This is a genomic window from Bacillus sp. FSL K6-1145, from assembly GCF_038003425.1.
In the GTDB taxonomy this organism is placed as follows: Bacteria; Bacillota; Bacilli; order Bacillales; family Bacillaceae; genus Bacillus; species Bacillus pumilus.
Map to the genome: position 1 here is coordinate 3439947 of NZ_JBBOPC010000001.1, position 14240 is coordinate 3454186.

At 41.6% G+C, this 14240-nt stretch carries 14 protein-coding genes and 1 riboswitch; of the genes, 3 read left to right on the top strand and 11 right to left on the bottom strand.

Annotated elements, in window-relative coordinates:
- The 3 genes from MHH41_RS17530 to MHH41_RS17540 all read right to left on the bottom strand — a co-directional run bounded on the left by MHH41_RS17530 (position 1) and on the right by MHH41_RS17540 (position 2204).
- Complete coding sequence (locus tag MHH41_RS17530) at positions 1-729, bottom strand: amino acid ABC transporter ATP-binding protein (protein WP_003215369.1); 729 nt, start codon at positions 727-729, stop codon at positions 1-3.
- Positions 726-1370 carry an amino acid ABC transporter permease gene (locus tag MHH41_RS17535; protein WP_003215015.1) on the bottom strand — a complete coding sequence of 215 codons (645 nt, stop codon included), beginning with the start codon at positions 1368-1370 and terminating at the stop codon, positions 726-728. Before MHH41_RS17535 ends, MHH41_RS17530 begins: the two co-directional genes overlap by 4 nt.
- A gap of 69 nt (positions 1371-1439) precedes the next feature.
- Positions 1440-2204 carry a transporter substrate-binding domain-containing protein gene (locus MHH41_RS17540; RefSeq protein WP_034620276.1) on the bottom strand — a complete coding sequence of 255 codons (765 nt, stop codon included), beginning with the start codon at positions 2202-2204 and terminating at the stop codon, positions 1440-1442.
- Between the two features lie 525 nt (positions 2205-2729).
- Here MHH41_RS17540 and MHH41_RS17545 point away from each other — a divergent pair.
- Positions 2730-3815 (top strand): Rap family tetratricopeptide repeat protein, encoded by a 1086-nt coding sequence (locus MHH41_RS17545; protein ID WP_340866602.1) that lies wholly within the window; start codon positions 2730-2732, stop codon positions 3813-3815.
- A gap of 19 nt (positions 3816-3834) precedes the next feature.
- Positions 3835-3975, top strand: a complete 141-nt coding sequence (locus MHH41_RS17550; RefSeq protein ID WP_169901775.1) for a hypothetical protein — start codon at positions 3835-3837, stop codon at positions 3973-3975.
- 48 nt (positions 3976-4023) lie between these two features.
- Here the strand turns inward: MHH41_RS17550 and MHH41_RS17555 are convergent, their stop codons facing one another.
- The 5 genes from MHH41_RS17555 to MHH41_RS17575 all read right to left on the bottom strand — a co-directional run bounded on the left by MHH41_RS17555 (position 4024) and on the right by MHH41_RS17575 (position 10267).
- Entirely contained in the window at positions 4024-4656 is a 633-nt protein-coding gene (locus MHH41_RS17555; RefSeq protein WP_003215004.1) for a GTP pyrophosphokinase, read from the bottom strand.
- 94 nt (positions 4657-4750) lie between these two features.
- A complete protein-coding gene (locus MHH41_RS17560) occupies positions 4751-5764 on the bottom strand; it encodes an ABC transporter permease (protein WP_310425279.1) in 1014 nt (337 codons plus the stop codon).
- Complete coding sequence (locus tag MHH41_RS17565; RefSeq protein WP_106035732.1) at positions 5761-7257, bottom strand: sugar ABC transporter ATP-binding protein; 1497 nt, start codon at positions 7255-7257, stop codon at positions 5761-5763. Before MHH41_RS17565 ends, MHH41_RS17560 begins: the two co-directional genes overlap by 4 nt.
- A gap of 69 nt (positions 7258-7326) precedes the next feature.
- Positions 7327-8445 (bottom strand): sugar ABC transporter substrate-binding protein, encoded by a 1119-nt coding sequence (locus MHH41_RS17570; RefSeq protein ID WP_340866603.1) that lies wholly within the window; start codon positions 8443-8445, stop codon positions 7327-7329.
- 168 nt (positions 8446-8613) lie between these two features.
- Positions 8614-8723: riboswitch (SAM riboswitch) on the bottom strand.
- A gap of 116 nt (positions 8724-8839) precedes the next feature.
- Positions 8840-10267, bottom strand: a complete 1428-nt coding sequence (locus MHH41_RS17575; protein WP_340866604.1) for a right-handed parallel beta-helix repeat-containing protein — start codon at positions 10265-10267, stop codon at positions 8840-8842.
- A gap of 368 nt (positions 10268-10635) precedes the next feature.
- Here MHH41_RS17575 and MHH41_RS17580 point away from each other — a divergent pair, with 368 nt between their 5' ends.
- Positions 10636-11727: a branched-chain amino acid aminotransferase gene (locus MHH41_RS17580; RefSeq protein WP_003215056.1), complete on the top strand. Its 1092-nt coding sequence runs from the start codon at positions 10636-10638 to the stop codon at positions 11725-11727.
- A gap of 317 nt (positions 11728-12044) precedes the next feature.
- Here the strand turns inward: MHH41_RS17580 and MHH41_RS17585 are convergent, their stop codons facing one another.
- The 3 genes from MHH41_RS17585 to MHH41_RS17595 all read right to left on the bottom strand — a co-directional run bounded on the left by MHH41_RS17585 (position 12045) and on the right by MHH41_RS17595 (position 14214).
- Complete coding sequence (locus MHH41_RS17585; protein WP_321999961.1) at positions 12045-12443, bottom strand: hypothetical protein; 399 nt, start codon at positions 12441-12443, stop codon at positions 12045-12047.
- A 119-nt stretch (positions 12444-12562) separates the two neighbouring features.
- The gene (locus MHH41_RS17590) at positions 12563-13891 is read right to left on the bottom strand and encodes a 6-phospho-beta-glucosidase (protein ID WP_321999962.1); all 1329 of its coding nucleotides are present in this window, start codon (positions 13889-13891) and stop codon (positions 12563-12565) included.
- Positions 13888-14214, bottom strand: a complete 327-nt coding sequence (locus MHH41_RS17595; RefSeq protein WP_003215078.1) for a PTS lactose/cellobiose transporter subunit IIA — start codon at positions 14212-14214, stop codon at positions 13888-13890. The genes MHH41_RS17590 and MHH41_RS17595 overlap by 4 nt, the downstream gene beginning before the upstream one ends.
- Positions 14215-14240 lie beyond the last annotated feature (26 nt).

Consider the following 14240-nt stretch of genomic DNA (forward strand, 5'->3'; position numbering starts at 1 on the left):
TTATAACACCTTACTAAGAAATGATTTTGTACGCTCATGCTGCGGATTTCCAAAGAGAGCCTCCGGTTTGTCTTCCTCGACAATATATCCGCCATCCATAAAGATCACGCGGTCTCCTACCTCTCTCGCAAAGCCCATTTCATGTGTGACCACAATCATTGTCATGCCTTCGACGGCTAATTGTTTCATAACTGCTAATACATCCCCGACGACTTCAGGGTCAAGAGCAGATGTCGGTTCATCGAATAATAACACTTTCGGGTCCATTGCCAAGGCTCTTGCGATGGCGACACGCTGTTTTTGTCCACCAGATAATTGGTTAGGGTAGCTTTTGGCTTTGTCTTTTAAGCCGACCTTTTCAAGCAGGTCCATCGCTTTATCGACTGCCGCCTTCTTGTCGGTACCTTTTACCTTCATCGGTGCGATCGTGATGTTTTCTAAAACGGTTTTATGAGGAAATAAATTAAAGTGCTGAAACACCATCCCCACTTCTTGTCGTACTTTATTGATATTCACCTTTGGATCTGTAATCGTATGTCCGTGGACAACGACTTCACCAGCCGTAATATCTTCTAATTTATTGAGACATCTTAGAAACGTGCTTTTGCCTGATCCAGAAGGACCAATCACACACACTACTTCCTTTTCTTCGATGACTGCATTAATATCCTTTAACACTTCGTGATCGCCAAAGGATTTCTTTAAATTCTTCACCGTAATCATACTCATTTGATATCAAATCTCCTTTCTGCGTAGCTAGCCAGTAGAGAAAGTAAATAAATGATCACGAAATAAATGATACCGACAATGAGCCAGACATTCAAAGGATCAAATGTTGCCGATGCCTGTACTTGTCCCCGCTGCATAATATCGGCAATTCCGATAATTGATAAGAGAGACGTGTCCTTCAAGCTGATGATGGCTTGGTTTGTAATTGCTGGAAGCATGCGGCGAAATGCCTGTGGAAGGACGATAAAGCGCATGTTTTGTCCCCCTGTAAAACCTAAGGAACGCGCAGCTTCTGTTTGTCCTTTATCAATGGACTGAATCCCAGCACGAATAATTTCTGAGAAATAAGCCCCTGCATTAATCGCTACTGTAATAATCCCTGCCGGCACTCGATCAAGCGATATGAATTCAAGTGTATTCAAACCAAAGTAAATGAAGAATAGCTGTACGATAAATGGTGTGCCTCGGATGGCATTGACAAAGACAAGTGCGATGAAATTTAAGATTTTAAAAGGTGACAGACGGAATAATGCCACTATTAAACCGATGATAAATCCTAAAATGATGGCAACAACAAAGATATATAAAGTGGTTTGCAAACCATCCATTAAATACGGAAATGCATTAATAATCGTGTCCATGTTTCTCCCTCCCTAATTCACATACGACGCATCATAAAGAAAGCGCGCTCGGAGCGCGCCTCGCTTGTATTATGACTTCAAATATTTATCAATAATTTTGTCATATTCACCATTTTTCTTTAGGTTCTCTAGACCTTTATTAATCTTTTTCAATAGGTCTTGGTTTTTCCCCTTCATCACAGAGATACCATACTGGTCTCCATTCAATCGGTCTCCAACTGTTTTCAATTTTAAATCTTGCTGTGCAATTGCATACGTAATGACAGGATAATCCTCAATTAAGGCATCTGCATTTCCGTTTGAAACTTCTTGGAACATCGATGGGCTGTCATTAAATTGAACCACTTCATACCCATATTTATCTGCGTTATCTGATGCAAATTTTGCACCCGTCGTCCCATTTTTAACAGCTAGCTTTTTCCCCTTTAAATCATCAATTGATTTGATGCTACTGTCCTTTTTCACAACAACTGTCAATCCAGCATCGAAGTACGGATCTGAGAAATCTACCTTCTTCTTACGCTCATCTGTAATGCTCATTCCGCCCATCCCTACATCAAGCTGACCTGCCTGCATTGCCGGGATAATGCCTGAGAAGTCCATCGCTTCAAGTTTCACTTTGAAGTCTTGGTCTTTCGCGATGGCGTTAATCAGATCAACGTCGATTCCTTCAGTTTTACCACCCTTTTCAAATTCAAATGGCGGATATGTTACATCTATCCCAATTTTATATGTGCCTTTGCCTTCTCCCGAACCGCTGTCCGATTTTGATCCACAGGCTGCCATGACGAGCACAACTATGAGTCCCATGATCAGTAACATCGATTTTTTCATAAAACACGCCCCCTATTGTCAGTTTTATCTAAATATTCGCAATACCAATAATACTATACCACGCTAAAGCTATAGTGTGTGATGTTTTTTATCAATACCAAAGATCCATACAATTCTAGATCAATAGTCTCTTTAAATTTTACTTTTTTGCGAATAACTCATTTTATTCTAAAAGAAGAGCGATTCACAATCATAATGTGAGATAATCTCACAAAAAACGAGATACCACCTTGAAAACCGCCGTTTTTTCTAACATACAAAAACAGACACTTGAATGATCTTCTTCTCTCTATTGATATCGTAATATATCTTCTCTAAAACCCTCTTTTTACCTAAAAATATGTAAGCGTATACAAAAGGCGCATGATCCCTATTTCTTTCACAACTGGTTGAATTTACATCAAAAAACATGTTTTACAAATTGCGAGAGAGCGCTTAAAATATAAGAAGATACTGAATATGGAAAGTGAATTCAGATGAGCGGGAATCGAACGAGATGGATAGATGAAGAAAGGAGGATATAAATTGGCAGAAACAGGTGTTTTGTCGTCCGTTGATGTAGCGAATATGTTAAATGACTGGTATGTCATGATGAAAAAAAGAGAAATACAAGATGCGATCCAGCTAAAAGAAGAGATTCTTCAAGCGTTTGATCGCATGGAAGAGAATCAAGATGTCCTACTTTACTATCAATTGCTAGAGTACCGTTTTAAGGATCTCATTGAAGATACAGCTTCGCTGGATCACAGTCTTTTTGTTGATGAAAATGCAATCCGTACAGATGACATGCTCAGCTACTATTTCTATTTCTTTAAAGGGATGTATGAAATGCGCAGAGGCAATCAGGATACGGCATTTCACCTTTTAAAATTGGCAGAGGATAAATTAGATCTCGTCCACGATGACATTGAAAAAGCAGAATTTCATTATAAAACAGGGTGTCTTTACTATAATATAAGATCCACGCTCCTCTCCATACACCACTTGAAAATGGCTTCATCTATTTATGACGCAGATCCATGTTATGTGAAAAAATCAATCAGCTGTCAAATGATGCTCGCTTTGAATTATGCTGATCAATCAAAATATGATGAGGCAGAGTCATTATTTGAAGAAGTGATTCATTCACTAGAACAAATGGAAGACCCAGATTTACTTGGTCACGCGTATTGCAATGCAGCTTTTATTAAAAGTCTTAGAAACGAATACAGTGAAGCTGTGCCGCTCCTAGAAAAGGCTTTATTGATCGAGACATTTGAAACGTCTTCTCCAGGCGGCTACTTACTTGCCATGTATGCCTACACAAAAGCACTATTCAAGCTGAAAAAGCCTGGTTTGTTCCACTATTATGTGCAGCTTTCACTTCAAAAAGCAGAAAATTTAAAACAACGAAACATTTCTCTTAAATTATCTATTTTAGAAGCACTTATGCTTCAGCAAGACAACATGATAGAGCAAATCAAGTCTTATTGTGATCAATTAGAAACTATGAATTTTCTTGTCGATCTTGAAGCCATCTGTCAGGATGCAGCTGCTTACTTAACAGATATTGGACTTCATGAAGAATCCACTTATTTCTGGAACAAGGCGTTGTCCTTAAAAACTTGTTAAGAATATGGAGTGATGTATGATGAAAAAATGGCTTATCACAACTGCGATTTTGACACTCTTGATAACAGGTGTTTCTATTGGCGCTTCTATCCAAAAAGAGAGCCAATCTGCACAATCTCAAGATATCATTCAAAAGAGAGACCGCGGCACCAATCCTTAAACAAGAAAAAGAGTAGCTGTGAATATCGCAGCTGCTCTTTTTTATACGTTAATCGATTTCTCGTTTAATATTTTGCATTTTTTCATCTAAGTAATGGGCGATATCTGCCGCTTCCTTTAATTCATCGGTTAGCTGATGAGGGACATCGTTTTGCAGTTTATAATAGATTTTATGTTCAAGGCTCGCCCAAAAATCCATCGCTATGGTCCGCACCTGAATCTCAACCTTCACATGCTCCACACGATTCGTTAAGTACACAGGGATTTCCACAATTAAATGCAGACTTCTGTAGCCATTTGGTTTTGGATGTTGAATGTAATCCTTCACTTCAAGGATTTTTAGATCCTCTCTTTGCCTCAATACATCCATAATATTATAGATATCTTGAATAAAGGAGCAGATGATACGGACACCTGCGATATCATGAATATACTCCTTGGCACATTGTGTTGTGATGTCGCATCCTTTTCTTGCTAATTTATTTACAATGCTTTCAAAGGATTTGATCCGTGATTTTGTATGCTCTATTGGATTGTGGCCATGGATTAAATTATATTCTTGGCTTATGATTGAAAACTTCGTATCCATTTCATCTAATGCAAATTTATATACTAATAATTCATTTTTCCAGTCTTCCATGACGTTCTTCAAATCTTCTACATGAGTTGCTGACATATTCATTTCTTTTTGTCATCTCCTTTTGGGAAACGGCGGCTGCACCGCTTTCCGTTTACTAGACGGAGACGGGACTCGAAAGGTTTTAAAAAATACGTCGTCAACCTCGCTGTTTGTAATACGTCAACGCCAGCGCAAGCGCGAGTACAGAGCCTTTCACAATATCCATCGCGTAATAAGGGACAGACATCATCACAAGTCCATTTTGCAAAATACCGATGAGCACAGCCCCAATAAAAGTACCAAATGCATTTGGTTTTCCTGCTCCCATGACGGAAAAACCGATAAAAGCTGCCGCTACGCCATCCATTAAATATGGTGTGCCCGCATTTATTTCCGCTGTCATTACCCTTGATGCCAGCACAATACCGCCGATTGCTGCAAATAAAGCCGAAAGCAGATATGCCGCGATTTTATATTTATTCACATGAATACCGGACAATCGAGCCGCTTCCTTATTCCCTCCAATGATGTACATATATCGTCCGTGCTTTGTGTAGGTCATGAAAACATGTGCAAATAGCACAATCACTGCCATTAAGAGAATGATATATGGCACCTGTCCGATTTTGCTGAAAAAGGCAGGGATTGTACCCGTTGAGAATGTACCATCAGGCAGCACCATGTTTTCAGAAATGGTAGCCCCTTTCGTATACGTCTGAGCCAGCCCTTGAATAATAAACATCATGGCTAATGTCATGAGCATATCTGGAATTTTCATTTTGACAATCATCAAGGCATTGAGTAAACCAACAATAAGGGCAGCCGCTAGCGCAGAGAGGATCGCAATCAGCGGGTTTTGCGAAAGCCACACAAACATAGAAATCACAATTGCATTCGATAACGTTGCGACTGATCCGACCGATAAATCAAAGCCGTTGACTGCCAAGGAGATGGTAAGGCCCACCGCAATAATGGTCACAATGGAGATAGACCGTAAAATATTGATAATATTCCCTGATTGCAAAAACGCTGGATTCGCTGCCGCAAATACCACAATCAATACAGCAATGGTTAAGATCGTGCCATATCGATAAAAGAAATCAAATAGATGAAAGGATGGCCGCTGTTTTTTCGTTTGCTGCACAGGGGCTGGAATTTGTTGTTCACTCATGATTGTCCTCCTGTTGAATGATATAAAAGCTCTTCCTCAGTCGTTGGGGCAGTCATTTCCCGGGCAATGCTGCCATCATACAGCACATAGACTCGGTCAGCGATCCCTGCAATCTCCGACAGCTCACTTGACGCATAAATCACAGATTTCCCGCGGGCGGCAAGCTCTGCAATCAGCGTGAAAATATCTTTTTTCGCTCCAACGTCAACACCTTTAGTTGGTTCATCAAAGAGATAGACATCCGCTTCAGCCAGCAGCCATTTTCCGATGGCAATCTTCTGTTGATTTCCACCGGATAGATGCTTCACCTTTGCTTCAAGAGATGGGGTTTTGACACCTAGTCGTTTGACGATTTCGTCTGCCTTCCGCTTTTCCTTCGAACGATGTAAAAAGCTGAACACGCTTGAGAATGAACGAAGACTTGCGGCCGTTAAGTTCCACCCCACGCTCTCTTCTGTCAGAATCCCTTCCTTTCTCCGTTCTTCTGGCACAAGGGCCATTCCAGCTCTCACCGCTTGATGAGGCGATGTGATGCGAACGGTTTGACCATGAAGCTTCACAGTCCCTGTCGTTTTTTCTGAGGCGCCGAAAAGGGCTTTACACAATTCCGTTTTTCCAGCACCGACAAGGCCCGCAATTCCGAGAATTTCACCCTTTTTCACATGAAGATGAATATTGCGTAATTTATGCTGGTCGTTTAGCTGCTTCACTTCAAGGGCAATAGGTGCATCCTTCAACGGTGTACGGAGCGGGAATTGCTCCTCTAATGGCGCACCTAGCATTTCTTCAATGATCTGCTGCGGATTTGTATTTTGAACAAGATGAGCTGCGACATCGGTTCCATTTCGCATCACTGTCAGTTCATCACAAATGGTGAAAATTTCAGGCATGCGATGAGAGATAAACACAATGCCCGTTCCATTCTGTTTCAGCCGGTCAATCATTGAAAATAATTTGTTTGTTTCTGTATGACTTAGCGGAGCTGTTGGTTCATCTAAAATTAAAATGCTACATTTGATTGAAACGGCTTTGGCGATGAGCACCATCTGTTTTTCCGCAAGGGTCAGATCACTTACAAGGCGTTTTGTGGAGATGTCGATGTCCAGTTCTTTTAATCGTTGAGCTGCCTTACGGTGCAGCTCTTTCCAGTCGACAAATGTTTTTTTCTCAATCTGATGCATCATCATATTCTCACCAACACTTAAGTAGGGAACGAGAGCTGTATCCACTTCTTGATGAACCGTCTGCACACCATATGAGGCCGCATCCTTTGGGGTTTGAATCGATGCCGCCTGACCATTGATTTGGATGCTTCCTTCATAGTGCGAATGAGCGCCAGAAAGAACTTTCATTAACGTGGACTTCCCAGCACCATTCGCTCCAATCAGTGCATGAACTGTCCCTTTTTTTAATGTGAAATTCACTTGATCTAACGCTTTTACTCCTGGGAATTCAATCGAAATATGTTTCATACAAACTAGCGGCGAAGTCATAGATGTCCTCCTTCTCATGATCATCATCTGAAAAACGAAACACCCTCTATAGAAGAGAGTGCACGGCGTTTATTTTGTATAATGCTTCTTCAAGGTCTTCATCCAATCTTCTTCAAAGGCAGTCGATGAGCCGAACCCCTTCACTTCGTCTGCAAGATTGACCATATTGATGGCCTTTCCTGATTGTTGAAGCTGTTTTTGTGAGATGAGAGAGGCCTCAAGATCATAGGAAGACGGGGTTTTCTCACCCGCTATTTTCTTCGCAAGAATTCTCACGTCAACTGCGCCAATGAGCTTCGGATCAACCGCTGCTGTGTACTTCCATGGACTGTCTTTTGCTGTCATTTCTTGAAGATCCGCATTTGACACATCAATCCCATAAATCTTCACTTCTGTTCTTCCTGCTTCCTTTAGCGCTCTTGCTGCGCCAATGGCAAAGGCATCCCACGTAGCAAAAATAGCGTCAAGTTTGCCCTTTGGATATTTATTCAGCATCGCTGCCACTGCATTTTGTGTTTGAACAGACGTATCAGAGGAGGCAATACCAAAGCGGTCAAGTTCCTTGATCCCTGCATGTTGTTTGAGCGTTTCTTGATAGACCTTGTTCCGTCTCACCATTGGCGGGAATCCATCTACCCAGAGGTACGCAATATTTGCTGTTCCTTTAAAGTCAGACACGAGTGCGTCTAGTGATTTTTTCGCTAATTGTTCGTCATCTTGAGACGTCACTGTGACTCCTTTGATGTCCTTCAGCTTAGGATTTGAATCGAACGCTACGACTGGAATACCCTTCGCTGTGATCTTTTTCACGTCAGCGACGGTCGCCTCGTCGTCCCCATGAGAGATGATAAAGCCATCATAATTTTCTTCCAGCGCCTGAGAGATCGCGTCATGGAACTTCGCTGTATCTCCATTTGCGGTGTAGACATCTACCGTAAAGCCAAGCGCTTCACCTTCTGCCTTCGTCCCAGCTAAAAACTGCGCTGTATGATCATCTCCTCCAATTTTACGAATGACTTTAATTTTTGCTCCCTGTCCCTTTGCAAATCGCTTCGGTACATTGTCAAAGGAGACCTTTTCGTTCGCATTTGTCTTTGAGCCTGCACTTGATCCAGTGCCGCAGCCTGTTAATAGGACGGTCAATACCGTTAATAATATAAGACAAGATGTAAAATAGTTACGCTTCATTGCTGTTCCTCCTCAAGTTGTTTTTATTTTTCACATCGGAAAACTAGGTAAAAATGTGGGAAAACGCCAGTAAACTGTTCTTTCATTTGAAAAAGAGACGAAAAAAAGCCTCTCTTGGAAAGAGAGGCTTGATCACCGTTGCATGAAACATGTATCGGGATTCTTCCTCTCTTATCTGTCAAAGCTGTAACAGCTTTGCAGGAATTAGCACCAATTTCTATAGTAGAAACGGTTGCCGGGCGTCATAGGGCCAGTCCCTCTGCCTCTCTTGATAAGAGATCCGTTATGAAATTTTGTTTTCGTTGAAATGTCTTCTTTACTTTAATGTGATGTCACATCAATGTCAATGATTTTTTTGAAAATTTAAAACAATGAGTTTGCGATTCAGACTTGCTTAATTTCCGATGATTTTCTTAGCAGGTGATGACTTCTTCAGGCGAAAATCATATTTTTTCTCATTCATAAATTGTGGATTGAGATGTGCTGATCCTTTATCTTGACCGCTTTTAGAGAGATACGTTTTGTAGCCTTCCATCCATTTCCCGCGCCATACCCACTGTGATGCTTTTGCACCTTTGCGGTCGTCATATACGTTCTTCTGGAAGATATTCTTTTGATTTACTCCATAAAGATTCACGACTAAGTAATGCGAGGCACTCGCTGTCATGATATTGCTCGTGATTCGATTGTTCACAGCTTGATATTGCATCAACAATTGACCGCCTTCTAAGCCGGCTGTGTCATTTTTGTATAAAATATTATGTGAGATCGTCGTATTTGTTGTTCCGCCTCGCTTTTTATCATAGCCGCCAATTGAAATGCCTGTATAACGGTTCAAATACACTTGATTGTGTTCGATGCGAATGCGATCTGCCATTTTTCCTTTATGTTCACTTGTGACTTCAATCCCTAGGTCATTGTGATGTGTGATGTTATGATCAATCACAATGTCCTTCCCGCCATCCACATAAATTCCGCCAGCGGAGATGTCTTTGCCATAGGCTGGATTTCCTACACTCGTAATCTCATACACTTTGTTTCTAGATACGACACCATTTCTGACTTGATCGTACTTTTTAGAAGGTGCTACGTTCTCAAAACCAATTAAATCAATGCCTATATTATCAGTGTGGCGGACGGTGTTATGTGTCACACGGAACTTTTTGACGTTCCCATTGAGCACAAGCGCTTCACTGAAGCCCAGTTTTAATTTTTCAACAGTGTTTCCTTTGATTTCGATGTCTTCAATGGCTGCAGGAGCTTTTGTTCCATAGACCGCAATACCGTGCGCATTCCCATTTGTGTGTGTCGTCTGAATGTCATACACTCGGTTGTTGAGAAGTTTGACGCCTTTCCCGCTTCCTTTGATGAAAATACCGACTGGGGTCAGATCTTCCTTATTCGTCTTGAGATGTCCCACCGTCAGACCTTTGAGGGTAATGTAACTTTTTTCATCGATCGAGACAAGACCGCCATCTGCTTGATTTCCTTTGAGTGAAGCCCCGCTAATGACAGGTTTTTCTTTTCCGTAAGCTTGAAAGATAACAGGTGCTTTCTTTGTACCTGAATGGCGGACAATCAATTTCTCTTTGTATGTGCCGCCTCTCACGTAAATGATTGCACCAGCTCTCGCCATACTTGCCGCTTTTTTCAGCGTGCGAAAAGGTTTTTGCTTCGTTCCTGGGCTTTTGTCATTCCCGTTTGTCGCCACGTAATAGGCAGTTCCCTGCTTGGCGCCAGCCTCCTCTGTCATCGCTTGACAGCCGAAGCTGATCACGGTCATGAATAAAATGAGTAAAATGCCTGGTATCGCTCGTTTCATCTTGTTGTTTGCTCCTTTCACTTCTCTTCTTTCTTTATCGGTTAAAAAAAAGAGGATTAAAATATGACAATGCCCCTTGCAATGTACTAGTCAAAAGGTGTATGGTTGAAAGAATATCTTACAGGTAATTTATCCGCTTTTAAATTGTCAGATTAATCAGTTAATAATGTATTTGGATTTTATTTCTTTATTAAAAAGGGGTGACATGAGGCAGACTGACGGCAGAGAGAAGGAAAGCGCTTTAACAGATTTTTCTTGTCTGAATTCCAGAAAACCTATTGCTAATATTTTGTGAAGGTATAGAATAGAATCATAATTATTTCATATTATTAGAATTTTCAAATAATCAAACAGCAAGGAGATTTACGATGCCAAAACAACCCATCCGCGTTGAACTTAGTTCAACAAAAAAACCAAAACCTCAATCTGATCAACTTGAATTCGGAAAAATCTTCACAGATCACATGTTTGTGATGGATTATTCCATTGATCAAGGCTGGTATGATCCAAGAATTATCCCTTATCAGGCCATTCCAATGGACCCAGCTTCGATGGTCTACCATTATGGGCAATCTGTTTTTGAAGGCTTGAAGGCTTATGTTTCTGAGGATCAGAAAATTCTCTTATTCCGTCCGGAAAAGAACATGGAACGCTTAAACAGATCCAATGACCGCCTGTGCATCCCACAAATTGATACAGAAACGGTTTTAGAGGGCTTAAATGAACTCATTCGCATTGATAAGGATTGGGTACCTGATGCAGAGGGCACTTCCTTGTATATCCGTCCATTCATCATTTCCACTGAACCGTATTTAGGCGTTGCGCCGTCAAGCACATATAAGCTGCTCATTATCCTATCTCCAGTGGGGTCTTACTATAAAGAAGGCATCCATCCTGTCAAAATTGCCGTTGAAAACGAATTTGTCCGTGCCGTTAAAGGCGGAACAGGAAATGCCAAAACAGCTGGAAACTACGCCTCAAGCCTCAAGGCACAGCAAGTTGCTGAAACGAAAGGTTTTTCACAAGTTCTTTGGCTTGATGGGGTCGAGAAAAAGTACATTGAAGAAGTCGGGAGTATGAATATTTTCTTTAAAATCAATGGAGAAATCGTGACGCCTGAATTGAACGGTAGCATTTTAGAAGGAATCACACGTAACTCTGTACTTGAGCTATTAAAACACTGGGGAATTCCAGTGACAGAGCGTAAAATTTCGATTGATGAGTTAATTGAAGCACATCAATCAGGCGAGCTTGAAGAAATCTTTGGAACTGGAACAGCGGCCGTCATCTCTCCTGTCGGGGAATTAATTTATCACGATCAGCCATATGTGATTCAAGATGGTCAAACAGGTGAAGTATCGAAGAAATTGTATGAAGCCATTACGGGTATTCAAAAAGGAACACAACCAGATATCTTCGGCTGGACAGTAGAAGTCGATTCGGTCGTCAAACAAGCTTAAGCATGTAAAAGAACCTTTCAATCATGAAGGGTTCTTTTTTTGTTTATTCACCCCTCTGATATACCTTATAATGGTAATCACACGTATAATAAGGAGTGATGGTATGTTTTTTACTTATCTACTAGCGTTCTTTGGTATTTGCATCGGATCGATCATCATCGCTACAGGCTTCGACGATTCACCGTTCCACACCCGGTTTCTATTTAAGTTTCTCGGAATTTCTATCCTTGTTCTTTCTATTACTTTTGTAAAGGTTAGACGAAAAAGGTTACGCAACAAGAAGGGGAAATAGACTTAGATGTCCAGTCAGCCTTCCATCAAATCGTGCACCAAAACAAGATCGATACACCCACAATCGCCCCTGCGTATATCCACTGTTTCCCTTTGATGCTCCACTTTCTTTCGATTAGTAAAAAGATCTCTGGTAAAAAAACGATGATGATTTCTAGGATAAAGACAAGATAATAAACAAACGGCATCGGCTGGAAATCAAAGTCTCTTTCATCTCCACCAATCGTTGCGAAATACATCAACAGGTTGGTTACTGGAATGGTAAAACAAACGAGCAGGCGAAGAACATAAATCCACACATACTGTCTATGACGAATAAGACCAATAAATGAAGCGATGATTCCATACAAAAACAAGACCACTGTGCCATAACTCAACAGAGGTTGAACGATAAAGCCGTAAAGCATTAAACCAATTGCAACCATACTCAAACCGTCCTTTCTTTGAAGCCATACATGTTGTTTTTTACTATCATACACTTCTTTCTTGAATTTCCATATGGGGCAATGATAAAAAAACGACCCCATAAAGGGGCCATTTTGTTTTACGCTTTGACTGATTTGAAGAATTGCGGTAAATATTCACGATGTGCTTCGAGCATTTCATCTAAAATTTGCTTTGCAATTTCGTCAGAAGGGACAAGCGGATTGATCGTCATTGCCACAAGAGCCGTCTCGTAATCTCCTGTGACTGCCGCTTCTGCTGCCACACGCTCGAATGATTTGATTTGTTGAACGAGTCCTCTCACAGCTACAGGCAGATCACCCGTCGCGATTGGTTTTGGTCCGTCCTTCGTAATAATACAGTTCACTTCAACCGCTGAATCAGCCGGAATGCTGGCAATCGCCCCTCTGTTCACTGTATTGACTGGTTGGATGTCATGCTTATCATTATAGATGGAGCTGATTAAGTTACATGCCGCATCACTGTAATATGCCCCGCCTCTTTTTTCGAGCTGTGGTGGTTTAATCGATAAATCAGGATCTTTATAGAGCTCAAATAATTCGTGCTCGACCTGCTGGACTACCTCTGCTCTTGTTCCTTTTTCTTGGGCCGCTTTTTGCTCTTCTTCCAGCATATCTTTTGTTTTATAGTAATAGCGATGATACGGACATGGGATCACTCCTAATCCTTTTACAAAAGAAGGTTCCCAGTTTTTCGCTTCAATGTTCTTCATAGACCACTGACTATTCGGATTTCCTAATTCATCGAGTACTTGATCCATAATGCTGACCCCGTCTAAATACACGTCTAATCCATAGACCATGTGATTGAGACCGGCAAACTGTACCTCGATCCGTTCAACATCCACATCAAGCGCCTTGGCAATCCCCATTTTCATCCCAATTGGGACATTACATAGACCGACTACTTTTTTTAGATTTGTGTAGCGTAGCACAGCTTCTGTGACCATGCCCGCCGGATTTGTAAAGTTCACAAGCCATGCATCTGGACAAAGCTCTTCCATATCCTTCACGATATCTAGAATGACTGGGATGGTTCGAAGGCCTTTAAATAAGCCGCCTGGTCCGTTCGTTTCCTGACCGATGACGCCGTATTTAAGTGGGATTCTCTCATCCTTAGCCCGTGCTGCCAGCAGTCCTACACGAAATTGTGTTGTCACGAAATCTGCGTCCTTCAGGGCTTCCCGGCGGTCAAGCGTCAGGTGTACCTCAATCGGCAGACTGGCTTTTTCGACCATGCGTTTCGCGAGAGCACCCACGATGTTTAACTTTTCCTGACCCGCTTCAATATCCACGAGCCATAATTCCTTTATAGGCAATTCATGATATCGTTTGATAAATCCTTCGACAAGCTCAGGCGTATAGCTTGATCCTCCGCCTATTGTGACAATTTTGATTCCATCTTTCATGAATTGACACCTCCGAGTTGCTTCATTTTTTCATGGAGCTCGATGATTTCCGCCGCAAGCTCCTTGACGGTCATTGCGTTCATGAGATGATCCTGTGCATGGATCATTAAGAGGCTAATATCGGTCTTTTCTCCTCTAATTTCTCCTTGGATCAGCTCTGTCTGTGCGTGATGCGCCTCATTTAACGCGTCTTGTGCTTCCTGCAATTTTTGCTTCGCCTCATCAAAATTCCCTTGCTTTGCACATGTAATGGCCTCCATCGCAGAGCTTCTGCCATTCCCGCCGTGTAAGATGAGTTGAAACACAATTTGTTCCATTTCCATCGGCCGCATCCCCCTTGTTTCCTCTA

Excerpts from the sequence above, each read along its gene's own strand:
- MHH41_RS17530 (WP_003215369.1), bottom strand. The coding sequence starts at position 729 with ATGAGTATGATTACGGTGAAGAATTTAAAGAAATCCTTTGGCGATCAC.
- MHH41_RS17535 (WP_003215015.1), bottom strand. The coding sequence starts at position 1,370 with ATGGACACGATTATTAATGCATTTCCGTATTTAATGGATGGTTTGCAA.
- MHH41_RS17540 (WP_034620276.1), bottom strand. The coding sequence starts at position 2,204 with ATGAAAAAATCGATGTTACTGATCATGGGACTCATAGTTGTGCTCGTC.
- MHH41_RS17550 (WP_169901775.1), top strand. The coding sequence starts at position 3,835 with ATGAAAAAATGGCTTATCACAACTGCGATTTTGACACTCTTGATAACA.
- MHH41_RS17555 (WP_003215004.1), bottom strand. The coding sequence starts at position 4,656 with ATGAATATGTCAGCAACTCATGTAGAAGATTTGAAGAACGTCATGGAA.
- MHH41_RS17560 (WP_310425279.1), bottom strand. The coding sequence starts at position 5,764 with ATGAGTGAACAACAAATTCCAGCCCCTGTGCAGCAAACGAAAAAACAG.
- MHH41_RS17565 (WP_106035732.1), bottom strand. The coding sequence starts at position 7,257 with ATGACTTCGCCGCTAGTTTGTATGAAACATATTTCGATTGAATTCCCA.
- MHH41_RS17570 (WP_340866603.1), bottom strand. The coding sequence starts at position 8,445 with ATGAAGCGTAACTATTTTACATCTTGTCTTATATTATTAACGGTATTG.
- MHH41_RS17575 (WP_340866604.1), bottom strand. The coding sequence starts at position 10,267 with ATGAAACGAGCGATACCAGGCATTTTACTCATTTTATTCATGACCGTG.
- MHH41_RS17580 (WP_003215056.1), top strand. The coding sequence starts at position 10,636 with ATGCCAAAACAACCCATCCGCGTTGAACTTAGTTCAACAAAAAAACCA.
- MHH41_RS17585 (WP_321999961.1), bottom strand. The coding sequence starts at position 12,443 with ATGGTTGCAATTGGTTTAATGCTTTACGGCTTTATCGTTCAACCTCTG.
- MHH41_RS17590 (WP_321999962.1), bottom strand. The coding sequence starts at position 13,891 with ATGAAAGATGGAATCAAAATTGTCACAATAGGCGGAGGATCAAGCTAT.
- MHH41_RS17595 (WP_003215078.1), bottom strand. The coding sequence starts at position 14,214 with ATGGAAATGGAACAAATTGTGTTTCAACTCATCTTACACGGCGGGAAT.